The organism is Microbispora sp. CA-135349 (genome assembly GCF_050947365.1).
In the GTDB taxonomy this organism is placed as follows: domain Bacteria; phylum Actinomycetota; class Actinomycetes; order Streptosporangiales; family Streptosporangiaceae; genus Microbispora.
In genome coordinates this window covers 1,703,345-1,722,173 of the sequence record NZ_CP192001.1, presented here as the reverse complement: position 1 = coordinate 1,722,173, position 18,829 = coordinate 1,703,345, and the positions used below count along the sequence as shown (strand labels likewise).

15 protein-coding genes and 1 pseudogene are annotated in these 18,829 nt (G+C 70.8%); 9 read left to right on the top strand and 7 right to left on the bottom strand.

All coding sequences use genetic code 11. The features are described from left to right. Positions 1 to 11: 11 nt before the first annotated feature. On the bottom strand, positions 12 to 4,970 hold the full coding sequence (locus ACQPZZ_RS08385) for an NAD-glutamate dehydrogenase (protein WP_432930461.1): 4,959 nt from the start codon (positions 4,968 to 4,970) through the stop codon (positions 12 to 14). Between the two features lie 26 nt (positions 4,971 to 4,996). Then, on the bottom strand, positions 4,997 to 5,818 hold the full coding sequence (locus ACQPZZ_RS08380; protein ID WP_363645938.1) for a tryptophan 2,3-dioxygenase: 822 nt from the start codon (positions 5,816 to 5,818) through the stop codon (positions 4,997 to 4,999). Between the two features lie 253 nt (positions 5,819 to 6,071). Here ACQPZZ_RS08380 and ACQPZZ_RS08375 point away from each other — a divergent pair, with 253 nt between their 5' ends. Beyond that, complete coding sequence (locus tag ACQPZZ_RS08375) at positions 6,072 to 6,749, top strand: type II toxin-antitoxin system prevent-host-death family antitoxin (RefSeq protein WP_432930458.1); 678 nt, start codon at positions 6,072 to 6,074, stop codon at positions 6,747 to 6,749. Between the two features lie 150 nt (positions 6,750 to 6,899). On the opposite strand, the gene ACQPZZ_RS08370 is transcribed toward ACQPZZ_RS08375, so the two are convergent. Next, complete coding sequence (locus tag ACQPZZ_RS08370) at positions 6,900 to 7,445, bottom strand: hypothetical protein (RefSeq protein WP_363645941.1); 546 nt, start codon at positions 7,443 to 7,445, stop codon at positions 6,900 to 6,902. Between the two features lie 59 nt (positions 7,446 to 7,504). Here ACQPZZ_RS08370 and ACQPZZ_RS08365 point away from each other — a divergent pair, with 59 nt between their 5' ends. From ACQPZZ_RS08365 to ACQPZZ_RS08355, 3 genes and pseudogenes are all read left to right on the top strand, one after another. After that, the gene (locus ACQPZZ_RS08365; protein ID WP_432930456.1) at positions 7,505 to 9,811 is read left to right on the top strand and encodes a bifunctional polysaccharide deacetylase/glycosyltransferase family 2 protein; all 2,307 of its coding nucleotides are present in this window, start codon (positions 7,505 to 7,507) and stop codon (positions 9,809 to 9,811) included. Positions 9,812 to 9,835: 24 nt separating this feature from the next. Continuing rightward, positions 9,836 to 10,582, top strand: a pseudogene (locus ACQPZZ_RS08360) (PQQ-dependent sugar dehydrogenase); the annotation flags it as partial. After that, complete coding sequence (locus tag ACQPZZ_RS08355; protein WP_432930454.1) at positions 10,579 to 11,244, top strand: HAD family hydrolase; 666 nt, start codon at positions 10,579 to 10,581, stop codon at positions 11,242 to 11,244. The pseudogene ACQPZZ_RS08360 and the gene ACQPZZ_RS08355, both read left to right, overlap by 4 nt. Here ACQPZZ_RS08355 and ACQPZZ_RS08350 read toward each other — a convergent pair. Continuing rightward, positions 11,230 to 12,291: a pentapeptide repeat-containing protein gene (locus ACQPZZ_RS08350; protein ID WP_432930452.1), complete on the bottom strand. Its 1,062-nt coding sequence runs from the start codon at positions 12,289 to 12,291 to the stop codon at positions 11,230 to 11,232. The genes ACQPZZ_RS08355 and ACQPZZ_RS08350 overlap by 15 nt on opposite strands. A gap of 203 nt (positions 12,292 to 12,494) precedes the next feature. On the opposite strand from ACQPZZ_RS08350, the gene ACQPZZ_RS08345 reads away from it, so the two are divergent. Continuing rightward, positions 12,495 to 13,961: an FAD-binding oxidoreductase gene (locus ACQPZZ_RS08345; protein ID WP_432930450.1), complete on the top strand. Its 1,467-nt coding sequence runs from the start codon at positions 12,495 to 12,497 to the stop codon at positions 13,959 to 13,961. A 72-nt stretch (positions 13,962 to 14,033) separates the two neighbouring features. Here the strand turns inward: ACQPZZ_RS08345 and ACQPZZ_RS08340 are convergent, their stop codons facing one another. Next, positions 14,034 to 14,606, bottom strand: coding sequence for a TetR/AcrR family transcriptional regulator (locus ACQPZZ_RS08340; protein WP_432930448.1), 573 nt, complete (start codon positions 14,604 to 14,606; stop codon positions 14,034 to 14,036). Positions 14,607 to 14,651: 45 nt separating this feature from the next. Between ACQPZZ_RS08340 and ACQPZZ_RS08335 the strand changes: the two genes are divergently transcribed. After that, positions 14,652 to 15,818 carry a serine hydrolase domain-containing protein gene (locus ACQPZZ_RS08335; protein WP_432930446.1) on the top strand — a complete coding sequence of 389 codons (1,167 nt, stop codon included), beginning with the start codon at positions 14,652 to 14,654 and terminating at the stop codon, positions 15,816 to 15,818. Positions 15,819 to 15,954: 136 nt separating this feature from the next. Here ACQPZZ_RS08335 and ACQPZZ_RS08330 read toward each other — a convergent pair whose 3' ends face one another. After that, positions 15,955 to 16,395, bottom strand: coding sequence for a type II toxin-antitoxin system VapC family toxin (locus ACQPZZ_RS08330; RefSeq protein WP_432930444.1), 441 nt, complete (start codon positions 16,393 to 16,395; stop codon positions 15,955 to 15,957). After that, entirely contained in the window at positions 16,392 to 16,631 is a 240-nt protein-coding gene (locus ACQPZZ_RS08325; RefSeq protein ID WP_432930442.1) for a CopG family transcriptional regulator, read from the bottom strand. Before ACQPZZ_RS08325 ends, ACQPZZ_RS08330 begins: the two co-directional genes overlap by 4 nt. A gap of 123 nt (positions 16,632 to 16,754) precedes the next feature. On the opposite strand from ACQPZZ_RS08325, the gene ACQPZZ_RS08320 reads away from it, so the two are divergent. From ACQPZZ_RS08320 to ACQPZZ_RS08310, 3 genes are read left to right on the top strand one after another with little or no spacing between them, the layout of a single operon-like run. Then, positions 16,755 to 17,402 (top strand): hypothetical protein, encoded by a 648-nt coding sequence (locus ACQPZZ_RS08320; RefSeq protein WP_432930440.1) that lies wholly within the window; start codon positions 16,755 to 16,757, stop codon positions 17,400 to 17,402. Positions 17,403 to 17,411: 9 nt separating this feature from the next. Continuing rightward, a complete protein-coding gene (locus tag ACQPZZ_RS08315; protein WP_432930438.1) occupies positions 17,412 to 18,041 on the top strand; it encodes an ABC transporter ATP-binding protein in 630 nt (209 codons plus the stop codon). Positions 18,042 to 18,070: 29 nt separating this feature from the next. Beyond that, positions 18,071 to 18,814, top strand: a complete 744-nt coding sequence (locus ACQPZZ_RS08310) for an ABC transporter permease (protein WP_432930436.1) — start codon at positions 18,071 to 18,073, stop codon at positions 18,812 to 18,814. The last annotated feature ends 15 nt before the right edge of the window (positions 18,815 to 18,829 follow it).

The window sequence follows — 18,829 nt, the reverse complement described above, 5'->3', positions numbered from 1 at the left end:
GGCGGGCGCCGTCACTCCTCCGCGTGGGGGAGGTTGCTGGTGGACACCAGCGTCCGCACGGCGCGCAGCGCGACCGACAGCGTCGCCAGGTCGAAGGTGTCGCTCTCCCAGATCTCCGACAGCGTCTGCCGCGACCGCGTCACGGCGGCCTGGTTGGCCTCCGTCCAGCTCGCCAGCCGCTCCTCCGGCGACAGACCCGGCCGGCTGTGGATCAGCACGTCCCTGGTCAGGGTCGCGTGGGCGGCGTACAGATCGTCCCGCAGCGCGGCCCTGGCCATCGAGTTCCACCGGCTGTCGCGCGGCAGCGCGATCACCCGCTCCCGCAGCCGGGCGAGCTGGAGCCGGTCGGCCAGGTCGAAGTAGACCTCGGCCACCTCGCTCACCGGCCGGCCCGTGTACGCCGCGATCTCCACGAGGTCGAACGTGGAGTAGGCCGGGACCATCGCCGCGACGCGCTCGGCCAGCTCACCGGGCACGCCCCTGGCCACGAAGGAGTCCCTGCGCTCCTCGTACGCCACGAGGTCGGGCCCGGTCAGCAACTTGGGCAGGTGGGGCAGCAGGCCTCCGGCGCCGTCGATGAAGTAGCGGGCCGTGGAGGCGAGGTCGAGCGGGGGGCGGCGGTTGCCGAGCAGCCAGCGCGTGCCGCGCTCGGACAGCTTGCGGCCCTCCAGCAGCATCGCGAGCTGGGTCGCGGTGTCGACCTCGTTGTCCAGCTCCTCGACCTGGCGCACGAACGACGTCAGGTCGAAGACCTCCCGCGTCACCAGGTAGGCCCGCACGATGTCGGGCGTCGAGGCGCCGGTCTCCTCGCCGAACCGGTAGACGAGGCTCGTGCCGCCGAAGTTCACCAGGTCGTTCACGATCCGGGTCGTGATGATCTCCCGGCGCAGCGGGTGGGAGTCCATGTACGCCCGGAAGCGGTCGCGCAGCGCCGAGGGGAAATACGACACCAGCCAGGACGCCAGCGACGGGTCGTCGGGGATGTCCGACTGCAGCAGCTCCGCGTCCACCACGAGCTTGGTGTAGGCGAGCAGCACCGCGAACTCGGGGTTGGTGAGCCCGAGCCCGGCCTGGCGCCGCTCCGCGAGGACCTTGTCCGACGGCAGGAACTCCAGCTCCCGGTCGACCAGCCCGGCGCGTTCCAGCTTCCGCAGGTAGCGGGAGTGGATGTGCAGCATCTCCGGCGCCTGGGCGCGGGCCGCCGCGAGCACGACGTTCTGGGCGTAGTTGTCCTCCAGCACCAGCCTGCCCACCTCGTCGGTCATGTCGAGGAAGAGCTGGTTGCGCTGCTTGTCGGTCATGTCGCCGTCGCGGACGACCTGATCAAGCAGGATCTTGATGTTCACCTCGTGGTCGGAGGTGTCCACCCCGGCCGAGTTGTCGATGAAGTCGGTGTTGATCAGCCCGCCGTTCAGCGCGAACTCGATCCTCGCCCGCTGGGTGAAGCCGAGGTTGCCGCCCTCGCCCACGACCTTGCAGCGCAGGTCGGCCGCGTTGATCCGCAGCGCGTCGTTGGCCTTGTCGCCCACGTCGGCGTGGGTCTCCGACGACGCCTTGACGTACGTGCCGATGCCGCCGTTCCACAGCAGGTCGACGGGGGCCCGCAGGATCGCGCTGATCAGGTCGTTGGGGGCGAGCGCGGTGACGCCGTGCGGCAGGCCGAGCGCGGCGCGCGTCTGCGGCGAGACGGGGATGGACTTGGCGGTGCGCGGCCACACGCCGCCGCCGGCCGAGATGAGCGACCGGTCGTAGTCGTCCCAGGAGCTTCTGGGCAGCTCGAACAGCCGCCGCCGCTCGGCGAAGCTCCGCGCGGCGTCCGGGTCGGGGTCGACGAACACGTGCCGGTGGTCGAAGGCCGCCACGAGCCGGATGTGCTCCGACAGGAGCATGCCGTTGCCGAACACGTCACCGGACATGTCGCCCACGCCGGCCACGGTGAAGTCGGTGGTCTGCACGTTCACGCCGAGCGTGCGGAAGTGGTACTTCACCGATTCCCAGGCGCCCCTGGCGGTGATGCCCATGGCCTTGTGGTCGTAGCCCACCGACCCGCCGGAGGCGAAGGCGTCGCCGAGCCAGTAGCCGTACTCCTTGGCCACCGCGTTGGCGATGTCGGAGAACGTCGCGGTGCCCTTGTCGGCGGCCACCACGAGGTAGGTGTCGTCGCCGTCGTGCCGCACGACGTCGGACGGCGGCACGACCTGCCCCGCGACCAGGTTGTCGGTCAGGTCGAGCAGGCCGGAGATGAACTGGCGGTAGCAGGTGACGCCCTCGGCCATCATCTCGTCGCGCCCGCCGGCGGGGGGCTGTTTGACGACGAAGCCGCCCTTCGAGCCGGTCGGCACGATGACCGTGTTCTTCACCATCTGCGCCTTGACCAGGCCGAGGATCTCCGTGCGGAAGTCCTCCATGCGGTCCGACCAGCGCAGGCCGCCTCGGGCGACCTTGCCGAAACGCAGGTGCACGCCCTCGACGCGGGGCGAGTACACGAAGATCTCGTACTTCGGCTTGGGCCGCGGCAGCACGCTGATCGCCTGCGGGTCGACCTTCAGGGAGATGTAGGGCTTGCGCCTGCCGGTGACGAACTGGCTGCCCGCGGCCCCGGCGTCGCGCCCGCCCTCCGTGTCCTTTCCTGAGCGGGCGGCCTGGAAGACGTTGGTGCGCAGCGTCGCCTGGATCATCTCCAGGTAGGCCCGCAGGATGCGGTCCTCGTCGAGCGAGGCGACCTCGTCCAGCGAGGCGAGGATCTCCTCGGTCAGCGCGTCGCAGACCTCCGCCCTGCCGTCGTCGGGCCGCCGCGGGTCGAGCCTGGCCTCGAACAGCCGCACCAGCAGCCGGGCCAGCCGCACGTTGCCCCGCAGCACCTTCTCGATGTACGACTGGCTGAACGTGGTGCCGGCCTGCCGCAGATACTTGGCGTACGCCCGGAGGATCTCGGCCTGCTCCCACGTGAGCCCGCCGGCCAGCACGAGCGCGTTGAAGCCGTCGTTTTCCACCTCGCCGCGCCACAGCACGCCGAACGCGTCCTGGAACAGTCGCTTGAACTCGTCGCGGTGCACCTCCTCCGACGGGGTGTACCGCAGGCCGAAGTCGTAGATCCAGGCGTCCCGGGTGTCGGGGTTGTGGTCGCGGTCGATCTCGTACGGCCGCTCGTCCACCACCTCGACGCCCATCCGCGTGAGCAGCGGGAGCACCCGCGACAGCGAGATCGGCGCGCCCAGCCGGTAGAGCTTGAACCGCCGCTCCCCCTCGGCCGCGCCGTACGGCTCGTAGAGGTTCATGCCGATGGCGTTCGGGTCCTCGCCGAGCGCCTCCAGCCGCTTGAGGTCGGCGACGGCCGTACGCGCGGGGAAGTCGGCCTTGTAGCCCTCCGGGAAGGCGACGCCGTAGCGGCGCAGCAGCCGGGGGCCGTCCTCCTCCGGGCACAGCTCGCCGATCGCGGCGGCGAGGTCGTCCTCCCACGTGCGGGTGGTGGCGGCCAGCCGCGCCTCCAGCTCCTCGACGTCGACCGGCGTCTCGCCGATCGGTGTGCCCCGCTCGCCGCGGATCACGACGTAGAGCCGGGCCAGCGCCGACTCGCCGATCATGGTGCTGTAGTCGAGCGAGGTGCCGCCGAGCGCCTTCATCAGGATCCGCTGCATGTGCAGGCGGACCTTGGTGGTGTAGCGGTCGCGCGGCAGGAAGATCAGGCAGGAGATGTAGCGGCCGTAGTCGTCGCGGCGCAGGAACAGCTTGACCTGCTTGCGCTCGCGCAGCCGCAGCACGCCGAGGGCGATCGGCAGCAGCTCGTCCACGGAGATCTGGAAGAGCTCGGTGCGCGGGTAGGTCTCCAGGATCTCCATCAGATCCTTGCCGTCGTGGCTGTCGGGCGACAGCCCGGCCCGCTCCAGCATCGCGGCCAGCTTGCGCCGCAGGACCGGGATGCGGGAGATCGACTCGTTGTACGCCACGTGGGTGAACAGCCCGAGGAACCGCCGCTCGCCGATGACCTCGCCCTCCGGCGAGAACACCTTGATCCCGACGTAGTCGAGGTAGTGGGGCTTGTAGACGGTGGCGCGGCTGTTGGCCTTGGTGACGATCAGCAGCTGTTTCTCCCGCGCCTTCGCGCGGACCTTCGGCGGCAGGGCCGCGAAACTGGCCGATCCGGCCTTGTCGGCCCGCAGGATGCCGAGCCCGGTGCCGGGCAGGCCGCGCAGCACGGCGCCGCCGTCGGTGTCCTCCAGCCGGTACTCCCGATAGCCGAGGAACGTGAAGTGGCCGTCGGCCAGCCAGCGCAGCAGCTCCATGCCGTCCTCGACCTGCGCGGGGTCGAGCGGCGGCGGGTTGACCGCCAGGTCCTCGGCGGTCTGCACGGCCAGCGCCCGCATCTTGGCGAAGTCCTCGACCGCGCAGCGCACGTCGAGCAGCACCCGCTGCAGGTCGTTTTCCAGCTCCTTGAGCACGGCGGGGTCGGCCTGCCGGTCGATCTCGATGTGCATCCACGACTCGCGGATGACCTGCCCGGTCACGTTCTCCTGGTCGGGGCCGAGCAGCTCGCCGGTCATGTCCCGGCACACCCGCATCTGCGGGTGGACGATCAGATGGGTGCCGATCTCGTGCCGGTCCAGCTCGGTCGTCACCGAGTCGACCAGGAACGGCATGTCGTCGGTGACGATCTGGACCACCGTGCGGCCCGGGTCCCAGCCGCACTCCTCAAGGGTGGGGGTGTAGGCGCGGACCAGCGCGCGTCCCTGCGGCCGGTGCTGGGCGAGGTGGCGGTGGGCCATCGCGGGACCGTACACGTCCACCGGGTCGCGGTGGGCCAGGTCCTCCGGCGGGACGTTGCGGTAGTACCGCCTCAGGAAGGCCAGGGGGTCCTCGCCCTCCACCTGCAGCGCTCCCGGCGCGTGCGCGCACCTCTCGGCGGCGGTGCGGAGAAGCTCATCCAAAGCCTCATCCGATTCCTGCCGATCTAGCGCCATTTCGAGCGGCATGTCGCTACTCACTCCCTTGTGAGGATTCAAAGCCAGGCCCGGAGTTCCCAGAGCAGGGGAAAGAAGTGCAAGCGCGTCCTTCCCCTCAAGTACGGTGCCCCGGACGAGCCTCCCGTACCGGATTTCGTGCCGATCTGGCGCTCCACCATCTGCACGTGTCTCATCCGCCAGAGGGCGGTCGTCTCGTCGTGCGTGAGGAGATCTTCGGCCAGGTCCCACAGATCGTCGTACGATCCCCGGTCCCGGGCCACGGCCAGCAGGGATTCCATGAGCTGCTCGTCGGAGACCGGCAGGCCGCGCCGGGAGAGAGCGGTGAGGTAAGCATCCCACAGCGTGGGTTCCTCCAGCCGCCGCCGCAGCCGGGCGAGTTCCGCGTCGCTCGCGTCCCGCAGCCGGGCGAGGTACGCCGGGTCCTTGACGCCCGAGAGGAACTCGAGCTCACGGAACTGCACCGACTGGAAGCCGCTCGCGGGGGCGAGGACCGACCGGAACTCCAGGAAGTCCTGCGGCGTCATGGTCTCCAGCACCTGGACCTGATCGACCAGGACCTTCTCCACAGCGTGGACCCGGCGGAACAGGTGCCTCGCGCGCCAGAGCGCGCCCTCGATCATCGCGTCCCTGATCCGCTCCAGCTCGTGCAGGAGGAGCTTGAACCACAGCTCGTAGACCTGGTGGACGGTGATGAACAGCAGCTCGTCGCTGGCTCCGGACCGCTGCTCCTGCTGGGCGAGCAGCTCCGGCAGGCGCAGATAGCCGCCGTAGGACAGGCGCCCGCCCTCCTCGCCGAAACTGCGGGGCGGGGGCAGGACGTCCCCGGACCCGGCCCGGCCGTACGGCGTCGCAGGCATGCGCCACTCCTCCACGATGGGCGCGTCCCTTCCGATCCCCATTGATCGAAAGCCCGGCACCACCGCACCCGATACCACCCCATAACGGCACAAACGTCAACTTCATTCGTGCCCGCACAACCAGGGTCGGTCGCAGCCCATTCAGCGGCCCATTCAAGTGCCCCATTTAACCAGCCCCACCCCCGCCAACCGCCCTCATTGGTGGCGACCGAATCGTGTAGCACACCGGGACACACCGAGCTACGCTGGTTCCATGAAGACCATCACGCAGCGAGAGTTCCGCAACAACTCCGCAGCCGTCATGGACGCGGTCGAGGCCGGCGAGACGTATCACATCACTCGTAACGGCGTCGAGGTGGCCGAGCTGCGGCCACTGCCACGGAGACGACGCCTGACAGCGGAGGAACTGGTCGGCCGCCACCGCAGGATGCCGCACGTCGACTACACCGAGATGCGGCAGGAATCGGAGGGGTTGTTCGGCACGGACGACCGCCTCGGAACGACGACCCCTGGGACCGCGGCCGTGTCTGACCACCGGCACGAGGCGGGACTGCTCGACACCTGCACATACATCGACCTGGACAGGCTCGACCCCGCGGACCTGCCCGCCGTGCCGGAGATCTCTGCGATCACCCTTGCGGAACTTCATCAGAGCGTGGCCATGGCGAAGGACGAGACCGCGAGAGCGGCACGAATGGAGAAGCTGGGCGCGGCCGTCGCGGACTTCGATCCCCTGCCGTTCGACCGCGACGCCGCCGCGCGTTACGGAACCCTCGTCGCTCTCACACTCGCGGCGAATCGTGATCCTCGACCGCGGAGGATGGATCTCATGATCGCCGCGGTGGCCTCGAGCAGAGGGATCCCCCTGTTCACAAGGAACGCGGCGGACTTCTTCGGCCTGGAACGCGCCCTGACCGTGGTATCCCTCTAAGCCTCACCGACTGCGGCCCAAGCGTTCCAGATGAAAGAGTCGGTGGCGCGCGGCGCGGCGGATGAGGAAAGTCCGGACTTCCGGATTACAAAACGGTTCGAACTTATCGAAGTTGCTTTCGATTCGCGTACGATCATGCGTCGTGGATGATCATCGCCCGGGGCGTACGGCCGTCTTCGTGGACCAGAGCGGGCGCCGGGCCAAGATCTTGACAGCCGCCGCGGTCGGCGGGGCCATCGTTGTCCTCGCGCTGACGCTCACGCTGGTGAGCGGGGCGCTGGCCGGGCCCGAGCTGCCCCCGATGGGGTGGCTCGACGCGCAGGGGCGGCAGAGCGTGGAACGCTCTCCTGCCGGCTCACCCGCTCCGTCCCGCGGGTCCGAGCGCCGGCGTGTTCTCCGGGCGAGCGGCACGCCGCGCGCGACGGCGACTCGGGTGACGCGGGCGACCTCCACTCGCGGTCTGCCGAACAGGGCGCCCTCCCCCTCTCCTTCCGTCAGGACGAGCGCGACGCCTTCGGCGGGCCCGGAGCCGGACGTGCGGATCTCCTCCTCCGGCCGGTCCACGTCCGCGCCGTCTCCGGCGGCGACAAGCCCGGAAAGCCCGAAGAGCCCTGCGAACCCGGGGAGCCCTGGCAGCCCGGCGACCACCGCGCCCGCCGGAGAGGCGACGCGGACCCCCGCGCCGGAGCCCAGCACCGTGCAGACGCTTCCGCAACAGCCCGGGCAGACGCCCGGGGCTCCTCAATGAGGCGTCGATGAGCCCCCGGCGCAGGGTCGTCGCGCACAGACCTGCCGAACGCAGAACCGCCGAGCGCAGAACCCTCGAGCGCAGAACCCTCGAGCGCAGAACCCCCGAGCGCAGAACCCCCGAGCGGAAGCCGGCCGAGCGCAGGGTCACCGAGCGCGGGCTCGCCGAGCCGCGCGGACACTGGTTCCTCGTCGCGATCGCCGCGCTGCTCATGACCGGAGCCCTGCTGCTCAACGCGTACGCGCACAACGTCGTCGGGGAGACCCAGCCACCCCCGGGGGACTTCGGCGACTCGGTGGAGCTGGAACGGATCCGCTCCGGCGGCCCTCTGGTCAACGTCTCGGGATCCCGGCCGCTCAGCGCGCGGCCGGGGCCCCGCAGGGTGGCGCTCACCTTCGACGACGGCCCCGATCCGCGCTGGACTCCCCGGCTGCTCGACCTGCTCCGCGAGCACCACGCGAAGGCGACCTTCTTCGTGCTGGGAGCCCACGTCGCCGAGCATCCCGGGCTCACTCGCCGCCTGGTCGCCGAAGGGCACGAGATCGGCAACCACACCTACACCCACGCCGACCTCGCCGCCGTACCGGCCTGGCGGGCTCGGCTGGAGATGTCCCTGACGCAGAAGACGCTGGCCGCGGCGGCCGGGATCCACACCCGCCTCGCCCGCATGCCGTACTCCTCAACTCCGGGAGCGGCGGGGTTCGGGCAGCTCGCCACGATGCGGCTGCTCGGCGACGAGGGATACCTCGTGACGTTCACCGACGTGGACACCCAGGACTGGAGCCGTCCGCCCGTGGACGAGATGGTCCTCGCGTCCCTCGCACGCACGGCCGGGGGCGAGGGCGCAGTGATCATGTTCCACGACGCGGGGGGCGACCGCACCCGGACGCTGGCCGCCGTCGACCGGCTGCTCACCCGGCTGGAGAAGAAGGGGTACGCCGCGACCACGCTCACCGACGCCGTCGGACTCCCCACCGCGCACACTCCCGCCGCCGGCGAGCGCGTCCTCGGCACGGTCCTGGGGTTCGCCCAGCGCGCCTCCTTCGCCTTCGTCCGGGTGCTCGGCTGGTTCCTCGCCGCGGCCGGTGTGCTCACCCTGCTCCGGCTGGTCCTCTTCGTCGCGCTGGCGTGGGCGCACGCCCGCAGGGCACGCCGGAGACCCGCGACCGCCGGCGTTCCCTGCTGGGCGGCCCCGCCACCGGTCTCGGTGATCGTTCCCGCCTACAACGAGGCGGCGGGCATCGAGGCGACGGTGCGGTCCCTGGTCGGGACCGACTACCCCGGCCCGGTCGAGGTGGTCGTCGTGGACGACGGCTCGACCGACGAGACGGGACCGATCGCCGCCTCGCTCGAGCTGCCCGGGGTCCGGGTGGTCCGGCAGCCGAACGCGGGTAAACCCACCGCGCTCACCACCGGGATCGCCCACGCCGCCCACGACGTCCTCGTCATGGTGGACGGCGACACCGTCTTCGAACCTTCGACCATCGGCCACCTCGTACGGCCGCTCGCCGACCGGACGGTCGGCGCGGTCAGCGGCAACACCAAGGTCGGTAACCGGCGCGGGCTGATCGGGCGCTGGCAACACATCGAGTACGTCGTCGGGTTCAACCTGGACCGCCGCGCGTTCGACCTGCTCGGATGCATGGCGACGGTGCCGGGGGCGATCGGCGCGTTCCGCCGCGAGGCGGTGGCCTCGGCCGGCGGCGTCAGCGCGGACACCCTCGCCGAGGACACCGATCTCACGATGGCGATCTGCCGCAGGGGCTGGCGGGTGGTCTACGAGGAGCGGGCCCGCGCGTGGACCGAGGCGCCCGCCTCGCTCGGACAGCTGTGGCGGCAGCGGTACCGGTGGTGTTACGGCACCCTGCAGGCGATCTGGAAGCATCGCGGGGCGGTCCTGGAGCGCCGCCCGTTCGGCCGGCGATGCCTCGGTTATCTCACGCTGTTCCAGGTGATCCTTCCGCTGCTGGCCCCCGTCGTCGACGTCATGGCCCTCTACGGGCTGCTCGTCGGCGACCCCCTTCCCGTGGTAGCGGTGTGGGCCGGCTTCGTCGCGGTGCAGGCGCTCACCGGGTGGTACGCGTTGCGCCTGGACGCCGAACGGGCCTCGGCGCTGTGGGTGCTGCCGCTGCAGCAGCTCGTCTACCGGCAGCTGATGTATCTGGTCGTCATCCAGTCCGTGGCCACCGCGGTCCTGGGGGCGCGGCTGCGCTGGCACAGCGTCCGCAGGGAGGGCACGTTCACGATGGGCGCGTCCCTTCCGATCCCCATTGATCGAAAGCACGGCACCACCGCACGCGATACCACCCCATAACGGCACAAACGTCAACTCGCGTTCGGCCCCGACGGCATGCTGTACATCGCCACCGGGGACGCCAGGGTCCAAGACAGCGCGCAGTACCCGGGTAGCCTCGGCGGCAAGATTCTGGGTGTCAGGCCCGACGGCTCGGTCCCCCCGGACAACCCGTTCCCCGGCCTGCCGACCTACAGCTACGGCCACCGCAACGTCCAGGGACTCGCCTGGGACGCGAGCGGCCGGCTGTACGCCACGGAGCTCGGCGAGGACGCCTGGGATGAGATCAACCTGATCGAGCCACACGGCAACTACGGCTGGCCGGCCTGCCAGGGCATGTGCGGCACCGGCACCTACCGCGACCCGCTCGTGACCTGGCGCCCGGCCGACGCGTCGCCCAGCGGCCTCGCGTACGCCAACGGGACGCTCTTCGCCGCGGCGCTGCGCGGGACGCGGCTGTGGGCGGTGCCGGCGCCCGGTGGAGCCGGCACCCCCGTGGCCGAGCTCCAGGGGACGTACGGACGGCTGCGCACCGTGGTCGTCGCCCCGGACGGCTGGCTCTGGGTGACGACGAGCAACCACGACGGCATGGGCCCGAACCCCGGCACCGGCGGTTATTACCTGCACGGCCGTCTGACCCCTCCCCCCACATTGCCCCGCCCTCGGCGGCGCCGCTCCGGAGGCCTGCTCGCCCTTGCCCTGCCCGCACTCCGCCGGACAGGGCATGATGGTGGCGGCGGTGAACACCGGAGCAACGTCCGCCGTACCCCGACGCACGATTGGTTCAGATGAGGGTCGACACCAACGACACGCCGCCAAAGCTCGTGATCTTCGACTTGGACGGCACGTTGTACCCGCGGGAGGCGTACGTCGGCCAGGTCCTGGACGTGATCGCCAGGATGTTCGTCGAGCTCCGGGGCCTCTCCCGCCAAGCGGCGCTCGCGCGGCTCGAAGAACTCCAGCAGGCCATGCTCGACAACTGGGACGGCACGTCCACGACCTCCTTCGTCCTCGCGCACGGTTTCGGCCTCGACCAGTGGCGTGACTACCGCCATCGCCACCTGACCATCGCCGACGGGCTGCGGCCCGATCCCGCGGTCGCGCGAGAACTCGCCAGGCTCCGGGAACACGTGCCGATCGCCCTGCTCACCAACAACACGCGGGCCGCCGCCCTCGCCATCCTCGGCAAGATCGGGCTCGCCACCGAATCGTTCGACGTGCTCCTGGCCGCAGAAGACGTCGGCCGGACACCGAAGCCGGACAGCGGCGCCTTCCTCGCCGTTCTCGGCGCCGCCCGCACCTCCGCGGGCGACGCGTGGGCGATCGGCGACCGCTACGACATCGACATCGGGCCCCTGCGCCGGCTGGGTGGCGCCGGCATCGTCGTCTCCGGCCCCGGAGAGCTCCCGCTGGCCGTCGACCGGATCCTCACTGACGTGTCAGCCGGACGGTGACCCGCCCGGAGGCCTGCGCACGAGCGTCCCGCGCCCGCTGTCCGTGTCCCGCAGTTCCCATCCGTGCGGGGCGTCGTGCAAGGCGTTGACGTCGGCGACCGTCGCCCGGTCGAACCACGCGGTGCTGTGGAACACCGCCGACCCGAACGACAGCTCGCCCATGAACACGGCCGCACCGAAACGCACCGGGCTCAGGAACACCGCCTCTGTGAACCCCGCCCTGCCGCAGAAGCGCGCCCGGTTGAAGCGCGTCTCCCCGACGAAGGTGGCCCCGTCGAACCGGGTGCCGTCGAGGAAACGGCAGTCCGCGGCGACGAACGTGACGAGACAGGCTCCCTCGAGATCGAGCGAGACCTGCCAGAAATCCGATCGGTCCGGCATGCCTTCCCGTTCGTCATGAGGTCGGTCGTCACGCAGGTGGGAGATGAGGATCTTCTGCGCCGCCAGGCGCGCGTGCAGTTCCTGGACGGAGTCGGCGACCTCGTCCGGGGCGGTGAGCGTGGTGGCGTCGCCGAACGGCCCGGCCATGGCGAACTCGGCGTGCACCACCCGTGCGGGTGGCCGGTACGGCATGCGCAGGTAGGCGCAGATGACGTTGGTGATGGTCTGCCGCAGATGGGCGTTGGCCTGGGCGAGTCGCTCCAGCGCGTACAGGCCGCCGAGGCGCACCAGCGCCTGTGACGACCCGACCTGCTCGACCGCCTTGACGTAGAGCTCGGTGATGCGACGCTCGTCGGCGTCGTGCCGGTTGTCCTCCGCGACCTGCCGCTGGTGCTCCCTGGCGAAGGTCGCGTCCTCCTCGGCATGCTGCTGCGCCCGCTCGAGCAGCCACTGCCGCCGCGCGCCGAGCAGCAGCACCAGCGTGCCGCCGCCACCCAGGCCGACGGTGAATCCGGTGCGGATGGCGTCGATGCGGCGCGCCGGATCCCTGCCGGCCTCGTGGAGCAGCCACAGCATCACCAGGCTCGTCAGAGCGACGACCAGCACGGCTCCGGCGGCGACCAGCCGCCAGCTCAGCGGTTTGATCGGCGGGCGGGAGGCGTCCATCACCGATAGTTCGACCTGGCGGCGGATCGTGTTACGGCTTCGACCGGCCGGCGGGCGTCGCCGCCCACGCCGCGGCTTGCGTCGTCGCACGGGACGGCTCCCGTGTCCGGAAGTGACGGCGCCGGAAGTGATGGCACTGTAACCAACCAGACCGGATCAATGTGCGTCTCAACGAGGTAGATCACCACCTCGGGAGTACGACCATGATCGACAGACGGAGTTTCCTTCGCGTTTCGGCGCTGGCCGGTGCCGCCGTCGTTTCCGGCCCGGTGTCCGCGGCTTTCGCGGCCGGTCCCCGTCCCGCCGACTGGTCCGCGCTCGGCCGGGGGCTGGACGGAAAGCTGATCCGGCCCGGCGACGCGTCGTACGACAACGCGCGCCGGGTCTTCAACTCGGCCTTCGACTCCGCGCGACCGGCCGGGGTGGCCTACTGCACGACGACCGCGGACGTGTCGGAGTGCCTGGCGTTCGCCCGCCGGTACGGCGTGCCGGTGACCTCCCGGTCGGGCGGCCACAGCTACGCGGGCTGGTCCACGGGCAGCGGTCTCGTCATCGACGTGTCGCCGATGAGCGGCGTGTCCTACTCGGGCGGCCACGCCACGGTCGGCGCCGGCGCCCGCCTCGTCGACGTGTACGCCAAGCTGGCCGCGCACGGCGTCAGCATCCCGGCGGGCTCCTGCCCGACGGTCGGCGTCGCCGGGCTCACGCTGGGCGGCGGCATCGGCGTGGTGTCGCGGCAGTACGGCCTGACCTGCGACGTGCTGGAGTCGCTGAAGGTCGTCACGGCGGACGGGAAGACGCTGACCTGCTCGCCGAGCTCGCACCCGGACCTCTACTGGGCCTCCCGCGGAGGCGGCGGCGGCAACTTCGGCGTGGCGACGTCGTTCACGTTCCGCACCCATCGGACGCGGTCGGTGACCCTGTTCTTCCTGCACTGGCCCTGGTCGAAGGCGGCGGCCGTGCTGAAGGCCTGGCAGGCGTGGGCGCCCTCCGCACCCGACGCGCTGTGGTCCAACTGCCACCTCAACCACGACCCGGGCTTGGACGTGATGGTCGGCGGACTGTACATCGGCGGCAAGACCGCGTGCGAGAACCTGCTGCAGAAGCTCGTCGACCGCGTCGGCTCCGGCCCTTCGACCCGCTATGTCGCGGTCTCCGCGTACGACCACGCGATGATGGTCGAGGCGGGCTGCGCGTCGATGTCGGTGGCGCAGTGCCACCGGCCCGGCACGCTCCCCGGCCAGAACGCGAGCGGAAAACTCGTCCGCGACTCGTTCTCGGCCAAGTCGCACTTCGCCTACACCCCGCTGTCGTCCGCCGGGATCAAGGCGCTGCTCGCCCAGGTCGCCGCCCCGGGCCGGCACTCGGTGCTGCTCGACGCGCTCGGCGGCGCCGTCGCCAGGGTCCGCCCCGACGCCACCGCCTTCCCGCACCGCAAGGCGTTGTTCAGCGTGCAGTACTACGCCCACTTCTCCGCTGCCGCCACCTGGGCCCGCGCCGCCCACGCCGCCATGCGGCCGCACTTCGGCGACCACGCGTACGTGAACTACGTCGACCCGGACCTCAAGAACTGGCGGCAGCAGTACTACGGCGCCAACGCCGCGCGCCTGGCCCAGGTCAAGGCGGCGTACGACCCCGGCAGGCTGTTCCGCCTTCCTCAGGGCGTCTGAGGTCGCGGGCGCTCACGGGGTCGGGGTCGCGGGTCCGCCGGGCTGACGGGATCACGAAGGAGGGCCGCGGGCCTACGGGGTGCGGAAGGGCTCGATGCCGGCCGTGACGAACGTGGCCAGGGCGCGGACGTCCTCGTCGAGCACGCCGGGCGGGTGGTGGGCGAACCGCTGCGACGCCTGCCCGGCCGCCATGCCGAGCACGGTGGTGGTGACGATGCGTTCGAGCCGTTCGACGTGCTCGCCGCCGACGCCCGCCTGCCGGAGCAGGTCGTGGATGTGCGCGCGGACCTCGCGTGCGGCCGCGGAGGCCGCCGGCCTGCTCAGCAGCAGGCTGAAGGCCGCCGGATGCCGCGACGCCACCGCCCGTGCACGGCCGGCGATGTGGACGAGCGCGTCCGGCCAGGCGTCACGCCCGGCCGCCGGCCCCGGCGCGGACACGCCCTCCATGATGTCGGCCATCAGCAGCTCGACGATGCCGTCCAGCAGATCGGCCTTGTTCGCGACGTGCCGGTAGAGCGCCATCGGCGTCACCGCCAGCCGCTTGGCGATCGCGTGCATGCTCACGGCCGGCACGCCGTCGGCGTCGGCGACGTCGAGCGCGGCGGCCAGGATCGCCGTGCGGTCGATCGTCTTCGGGCGTGGCACCGGGGCACCTCCGAGAAGTGAATGTATATGACATATACTTACGCTGTGCGACCGTACTTCCGCCGTGTGCCGCGGCACACCGGCTGGGTTCTCCCGCTGTCCGCCGTCGCGTTCGTCGTGGTCTTCCTGCTGATCATGGCCGATGGCGACGCCGCGTACGCCCTGCGGGTGCTGGTGCGTCAGGACTCGAGCATCACCGACGTCCAGTGGAAACGGCACAGCTCGGTGTCCGCGGCCACGACGCCCCGGCCGTGGCGGACGACCGGCGACTGCCCGATCCGCCGGTCGCTGCCCACCGAGAACGCGCAGAGCATCGTGGTCGTCCACGACGGCCGGCTGATGTGCGAGTGGTACGGCAACGGAGGGGCGCCCGACCGCCCGGCCGCCGCGTTCTCGGTGTCCAAGACGGTGATCTCGCTGCTCGTGTCACGGGCCGTCGCGGACGGCACGATCGGCGGTCTCGACATGCCCGTCACCCGGGCCGTTCCCGAACTGGGCGCCAGGGACCCCCGGTTCGCCGCCATCACGCTGGCCGACCTGATCGACATGCGCTCGGGCATCGCCTTCTCCGACGACATCTCGTTTCCCTGGCTCAACCGGGACTATCCGTCGGTCTACTACGCGACCGACCTGGCCAGGACCGTCGTCCGGCGGCCGGAGATCGCGAGCCCGCCGGGGCCGTTCACTTACAACGACTACGCGCCCAATCTCGTCGGCCTGGCGTACCGGCGCCTGACCGGCACCCTGCTCACGGGGCGACCACTGCAACGCCTGTGGAACGACCTGGGCGCGGAGCATCCCGCCGAATGGTGCCTCGACGACCACGGATTCCCCTACCACGAGAGCGGTCTCGTGGTGACGGCCCGCGACCTCGCCCGGGTCGGTCAGCTCGTGCTCGACGGGGGTCGGGTCGCCGGGCGCCGGGTCGCGCCCCCGGCGTTCCTGGACCGCAGCCTCGACCCGGCCAATCGTGCCCCCGTGACCACCTTCGCCGGCATCGGCGTCGGATACCGCAACGGATGGTGGATTCTCCCCCGCGGCGACGGCGGACGCGACCTCGCCGCGATGGGCGCACACGGTCAGATCATGGTGGTCTCCCCGTCCACCCGGACGGTGATCGTCCGCATGGGCGACGACTACCAGACCAACATCCAGATCGCCGCCACTCTCCAGAGACTGGCCGACCGGTCGGCGTCCGTCACCCCCGCATGAACGTGCTTCTCGGCGCCGCCTCGCCGTGCGAGGCGCTGTGGAGCCGGCCCGGAGAGCCGCCGCGCCGGAAGGCAGGCGACCCCGCGAACCCGTGACACCAGCCGGCTCACGTCTCCCACGGAGTTCCGAGGCCGCGTCACATGTCGTCCGGCAGCAGCCGGAAGGCCTTGTGCGGAGTCAGGGGGCGCACCGCCCGGAAGTCGCGGCGGTCCAGCGTGAGCACCGCGTCCGTCCGGAACTCCGCGGCCAGCACGACGTTGACCGCGTCCGCGAGGTCCAGGTCCAGGTCCATCGAGGCATAGCGGTTCCGCACCGCACATGCCGCCTCCAGGACTTCGGTCGAGACTTCCGGGACCCGAAAGCGCAGACGGCGGGCGTTGGAGAGGATGAAAGCGATGATCTGTACCCGAGCGGCAGAGCCGAAACGGACCTTGGCCAGGTGGTCGACTTCCGCCAACACCAACGGAGAGATGACTACGGTCCCGGCCTCGCGGAGAATGCTTTGACAATCGGCACTCTCGGCCGCGTTTCTGTCAGAAGCGGCGATGATCCCGGAGGTGTCCGCGATGACGATCACCCGCGGGCAACTCCCTTGGCCACCGCCGAAGTGATCTCATCGTTGGCGACCGGCTCGCCGCTTCCCTCGAAGGTCGGCCAGTCGAGCGGCTCGTCCCACACGCGGTTCGCCATCGCAGCCAAGTGGATTCCTTCGCGGATGATCTCCGCCTCGGGAATGCCCCGGCGCTTCGCGGCCTCCTTGATGAGAGCAAGGTCCTCAGGATCGGCGTATACGTTCGTTCTCTTCATGGACATGTACCAACGCTAACACACGTACCTACACCGCCGAGAGGCGTGCGGGCGATGTCGAATCACCCGGCCCGTCGTTACCGATTGTGATAGGTAGTTTGCCGAGAGCAATCACTCGGGGGGATGTCCATGAACGTTTCTCGATCTCGCGCGTACCTGGCCGCCGGTCTCGGCGCCGCCGCGGCGGGGGTGCTGGGCCTGGCCCTGACGATCGTCCCGTCGGTCGCCGAGGGCGCGTCGGGCGGCAGCGGCGCGAGCACCAGGCCGGTCGCCGAACCCTCGCCGAAGCAGGCGGGCGGCCACACCGTGCTGACGTGCGCGGTCGGCACCGACGGTCAGCCGATCACCGCCGACCCGGCGGTCGGCAAGGACACCCGCACGGTGACCGCCAAGGGAGCGCTGACGCTCACGGGCTGCGCCTCTCCCGACGGGAGCTTCCCCAACATCCGCTCCGGGACCGCCACCCTCCAGGGCAGCGCGCAGGCGTCCTGCACCGGCGTCCAGAACGTCACCGGCACGGGCACCATCACCTGGAAGGACGCCCAGGGCCAGACGCTGGGCACCTCCACGGTCCGCCCCGATCTCGACGCGATCAACGCGTACAACCCGGGCGACATGATGCTGGTCGGCGAGGTCACCGAAGGCAGGATGAAGGGCAAGCGGATCGCCGGGAAGGCCGCGCCGACCTCGGACGTCAGCCAGTGCTCCAGCAAGGGCGTGAGCAGCGTCCAGGGCAGCGGCACCGTCGCCTTCATCGCCGTCGACACACCGAAGTAGCGCGGTTCGATGCCGTCGGATGGGCCCGTGCTGCGGGTGCGGGACGTGCGGAAGGGCTACCGGGGCGGCCCGGTCCTGCGTGGAGTGGATCTCGATCTGCCGCCCGGCCGGGTGGTGGGGGTCGTCGGGGAGAACGGCGCGGGCAAGACCACGCTGCTGCGCGTCCTCGCCGGCGACCTGCGGCCGGACGGCGGATCGGTGCGCTCCACCGGGCGCATCGGTCACTGCCCGCAGGAGACGGTGCTGCACGACGCGTTCACGGTCGAGCAGCACCTGCGGTTCTTCCAGGTCGCGTACGGCCTGGAGAGCCCGCACAGGGCCGAGGAGCTCCTCGACGCCCTGCGGTTCTCCGGCTCCCGCCGGGCCCGTCCCGCCACGTTGAGCGGCGGCACTCGGCAGAAGCTGAACCTCGTCCTGGCCCTGATGCACGACCCGGACGTGCTCCTGCTCGACGAGCCCTATCAGGGCTTCGACTGGGAGACGTACGTCCGGTTCTGGGACCTGGCCGAGGAGCTGCGCGCACGTGGCCGCTCGGTGCTGGTGGTCTCCCACCTCGCGTACGACGTGGCCCGCCTCGACACGCTCCATCGGCTGGAGGGCGGCGTGCTGCGGATCGCGGACCGGACCGGCGCGTCATGAGACGCCATTGGAGCTGCTATGCCACCGCCGTGCGGATGACGCTCGTGGAGCATCTGCGCAACCGGCTGGCTCTCGTGATCGTCGTGGGCTTCATCCCGGTGTGGGCGATCGTTATCTACGCCCTGTCCCTGGAGGTCGCCCTCCCCTTCCATCTTCGCGCCGCCGGCCGGGTCGTCACCCTGCCGGCCAACGTCCTCAACCAGCTGGCCGGAGCGCTGCAGATCTCGGCGCTGATCACCGGGTTCATGATGTTCGTGACCACGATGAACGCGGCGTCCTTCGACCGCCGCCTGGTGCGGTCCGGCTTCCCGCGGCTGTGCCTGATCGCGGCGAAGCTGACCGCGCTGGTGGTGGTCGCGCTCTGCGTCGCGCTCTACGCGACCGGCCTGATCTGCCTGACCCACCCGACCGCGCAGCCCCTGCTGCTCGCCGCCGCGCTCTTCGGTGGGGCGCTCATCTACGGCGGGATCGGCGTCGCGCTCGCCGCGGTGCTGACCAGCGACCTGGCCGGTCTGGTCCTCGTCACCGTGATCTGCTCGGTGGACCTGGCCCTGCAGAGCCCGCTCGCCACTCCGGCCGCGTCCAGCGTCGTGGTGCGCTACCTGCCCGATTACGGACCGATGCAGTGGGCCGTCTCGTCCGTTGCTCTTCACACGACGCCATGGAACGCCGCGGGCCCGGCCGTGTGCTGGGCGCTGGTCACGGCGGCTCTCGGCATCCGCGCGTTCGCGCACCGCACACGCGTACACCGGCCGGCCACGGCGCGTCCATGAGTCCTCGTCTGGAGT

What these genes read in the sequence shown, in the direction of transcription:
- ACQPZZ_RS08385 (WP_432930461.1), bottom strand. Translation starts at nt 4,970, where the DNA reads ATGCCGCTCGAAATGGCGCTAGATCGGCAGGAATCGGATGAGGCTTTG.
- ACQPZZ_RS08380 (WP_363645938.1), bottom strand. Translation starts at nt 5,818, where the DNA reads ATGCCTGCGACGCCGTACGGCCGGGCCGGGTCCGGGGACGTCCTGCCC.
- ACQPZZ_RS08375 (WP_432930458.1), top strand. Translation starts at nt 6,072, where the DNA reads ATGAAGACCATCACGCAGCGAGAGTTCCGCAACAACTCCGCAGCCGTC.
- ACQPZZ_RS08365 (WP_432930456.1), top strand. Translation starts at nt 7,505, where the DNA reads ATGAGCCCCCGGCGCAGGGTCGTCGCGCACAGACCTGCCGAACGCAGA.
- ACQPZZ_RS08355 (WP_432930454.1), top strand. Translation starts at nt 10,579, where the DNA reads ATGAGGGTCGACACCAACGACACGCCGCCAAAGCTCGTGATCTTCGAC.
- ACQPZZ_RS08350 (WP_432930452.1), bottom strand. Translation starts at nt 12,291, where the DNA reads ATGGACGCCTCCCGCCCGCCGATCAAACCGCTGAGCTGGCGGCTGGTC.
- ACQPZZ_RS08345 (WP_432930450.1), top strand. Translation starts at nt 12,495, where the DNA reads ATGATCGACAGACGGAGTTTCCTTCGCGTTTCGGCGCTGGCCGGTGCC.
- ACQPZZ_RS08325 (WP_432930442.1), bottom strand. Translation starts at nt 16,631, where the DNA reads ATGTCCATGAAGAGAACGAACGTATACGCCGATCCTGAGGACCTTGCT.
- ACQPZZ_RS08320 (WP_432930440.1), top strand. Translation starts at nt 16,755, where the DNA reads ATGAACGTTTCTCGATCTCGCGCGTACCTGGCCGCCGGTCTCGGCGCC.
- ACQPZZ_RS08315 (WP_432930438.1), top strand. Translation starts at nt 17,412, where the DNA reads ATGCCGTCGGATGGGCCCGTGCTGCGGGTGCGGGACGTGCGGAAGGGC.